Genomic DNA, 2,750 nt, shown 5'->3' with positions numbered 1-2,750 from the left:
AGTATACACAATTTGGCGTTTTCGATCGAAATAAATATTGGCAGGCTTTGGGGTTCTGATAAAAAATACTGTAAAAAAAGCGGCAAGGGATAGCGTTACACTTGCTATAATTAAATGAGCAATGAAGGATTTACGCTTAGCTTGTGAGCCATAAGTTAGTACAGCTTCACTGTAATTAATAAATGAATATTCTCCATCGCTATTGAACCACGAGCCATAATATTTTGACCATTGCTCATCAAAACTATCGAATGATTCTCCTAGTGCGTCTTTTAGCTGATATTCAATAACTCTTTCCTTTGCAGTTTTTAGCGAAGCGGAATTAGGTCCAAGATTGCTGGAAAAAGTGAATGCCAAAATCCATAATCCGATAACCAAAGGTAGAAGATAAGAAAATCTCAGCTTATTTTTTGCGTCTCGCACCGACAGAACATCATCTGTGACTGTCATGAAAGGCTCTAGCGGGTCATCCGCAGGCTGAATGGGTGTAAAGTAGGAAGAGAACGATTCTCGCCATTTAATGAGTTTTTGTGGGTATTGATATCTGACCAATAAGCCTTGGCTATTTGCTCTTTTCATTTTTCATCCTGTTATATGCTGCTTGGCTTGTCGTCTACCATGCCATAATACGTTTTTTCTAGTTCGCCTTCAGAGGTCAGCATGCGTTTTGGAGCAATCGCCTCAGGGCTTTGTTGATAATACCAATGCAAGTTAAGCTCTTTGCCATGCTCGCTTTCCATTTCAACGTCAAAATTGAGGTGTAATATGCCATCAACGATTTCGTTTTGGAAAAAATCATTGCTGTTCATCGCATTAGTCAATGCTTGGCGAAACGCTTTGGTTGCGGATTTGTTCTCTACTATTTGGTAACTCACCATCTTGTGTATAGGTTGCATAATATCAACGGGAAATTCATCATTGATGTTTTTTTGCGCCGCTTGCCATTCGTAACGGCTTAAGTAAGTTTGTGGGTTGCCCTTACCACGTGCTCGCATATACGCGAGCATTCGGTCAGTATTTTCATGGGGTGCCAGTCTTAGTAACACAGAGAGTATTTCGCCCTCTTCTAATACAATCGGAAGCGTGTGCGCCAACACATGGTATTGGCCGCGTTCATTGTCATTTGGTCGGAAAGGCGCGCGACGCCTTTACCTTCAATGATCACATCCGGCGAAGCAGAAATAAACTCAGCTTCAATAGTGCCGGAAGATATACCTTTCTTATCGCCGCCTGCATCACCCGTACTTTTTGAAAACGTACTGCCTTTTAGCGCTATGCTATTACCTCCATCTGCACTGACCGAAGTTGAACCACCCGCTAAATCTGCCGATTTAGCATTGTTTTAATGGTATATGTCCTCACGTCTCTTTAATCGCACAATAAAAATCAGAGTCAACGTTCAACACGCCCTAGTTAAAGAAGGTGCTTCGCATACAGCTCTGGTAACACCTCATCCCTTTTCAAAATCTCTTCCAGCCGCGACTCGAAGTTTTCGGGTTTTTCATCAATGTATAAATAGTATTTAGGCTGAGGGCGCTTGAAGCTTTCACCGGTGATCACGGCGCTTTTACCTTTGTCCATAAAGGCGAAGACTTGAGCCATAAACTCGGTATTATCATTTTCATTGTTGAAATGCGCTCGACCCGTTGGTTGAAGTCCAAACCTCATTGGCCAGAACTGCTTTTTCTTGTGTTCGCTAAATAGTAATAGGCAAAGTCCATAACTACTTTCACGATAGCCGAGGTTATCAAAATTACAGGCTGCAATCTGACCTTTACGCCATGTGTAGACTATTTTTCTCTCGCGATCAAAGTAGATGTCGGCCATTCTGGGTAAACGAAGAAAGGCAATGGTGCCAGCCAAGGAGATCATCAATAGCACGCAAATAACACCTATTTTCTTGTATATAGAATGTCTATTATAATCCCTACCATATAGGTGTATTGCTTTGATATTGTTGAGTATTGAACGCTTTCCATCTTTACCCACTAGCGTACGATAGTACATGTCTCGCTTCTCATCGTACTCCCTACCAAGATCCTTATACTCTTGATTCAACTCGATCATATTGTAGGCTCGCTCTATCATCCCCTGATTTGGGATAAGCCAGCCGATCATATGAAAAGATAGTCCCCAAAAGGCCAATACAAAAGGCGCTATATAGACAAAACGAAGGGAATGCAGTGGGCTAGCAACTGATAGCGTTGTATCGTTCACCTGCATGATGGAATTTTGCGGATCTTGATAGGCATCCAGCGTGACTCTGTCATTGAGCCACTCGCGTAGCTCGATGAATTTTTTGGCATGCGTTAGCAACCGAAAAAAAATTCTTTTGTTTCTTTTCTCTATCATTACAGTAACTCATCGTCTTTTAGGCCAATAAAGGCTTGTTTTGCCAACCCATTTTGAGTCAACATCCGTTTGGGCACTATTACATTAGGCCTAGGTTGATAGTACCAATATAAGTTTGCATCATTATCCAACTCTACCTCCGCGGTCAGATGCAATGATGCGTTTTCGACCTTATGCTTGGCTGGATCAGCCAATGCATGTTAAAGTGCATCGGCAAACGCTTTTGTTGCGCTTTCATCAAGTTGCATTGAGTATTGGTTGGGCTGAATCATCTCTAACTTGCGCTTTTGAATTGACCCCACAATTTCAGAGACGCCCTTAACATAAGCTGGGAGCACAAACTGGTACGTCACTTTTTATTTATTTTCCAAAGGTGTAACCTTAAATCGCATGACCTT

3 protein-coding genes and 1 pseudogene are annotated in these 2,750 nt (G+C 41.9%); all 4 read right to left on the bottom strand.

The window, feature by feature from the left end; translation table 11 throughout:
- Positions 1 to 579, bottom strand: a 579-nt coding sequence (locus tag MD535_RS25325) for a hypothetical protein (protein ID WP_265678058.1), incomplete at its 3' end; no start/stop codon positions are given.
- A gap of 332 nt (positions 580 to 911) precedes the next feature.
- Positions 912 to 1,342: pseudogene (locus MD535_RS26380) on the bottom strand (DUF4150 domain-containing protein); the annotation flags it as partial.
- A 71-nt stretch (positions 1,343 to 1,413) separates the two neighbouring features.
- Positions 1,414 to 2,352 (bottom strand): hypothetical protein, encoded by a 939-nt coding sequence (locus MD535_RS25310; RefSeq protein ID WP_265678056.1) that lies wholly within the window; start codon positions 2,350 to 2,352, stop codon positions 1,414 to 1,416.
- Positions 2,353 to 2,552: 200 nt separating this feature from the next.
- Positions 2,553 to 2,705: a hypothetical protein gene (locus MD535_RS25305; RefSeq protein WP_265678055.1), complete on the bottom strand. Its 153-nt coding sequence runs from the start codon at positions 2,703 to 2,705 to the stop codon at positions 2,553 to 2,555.
- Positions 2,706 to 2,750 lie beyond the last annotated feature (45 nt).

The sequence above is a fragment of the Vibrio qingdaonensis genome (assembly GCF_026191675.1).
Taxonomy (GTDB): Bacteria; Pseudomonadota; Gammaproteobacteria; order Enterobacterales; family Vibrionaceae; genus Vibrio; species Vibrio qingdaonensis.
The sequence above is the reverse complement of the archived record's forward strand: the minus strand, read 5'-3'. Positions and strand labels throughout refer to the sequence as shown.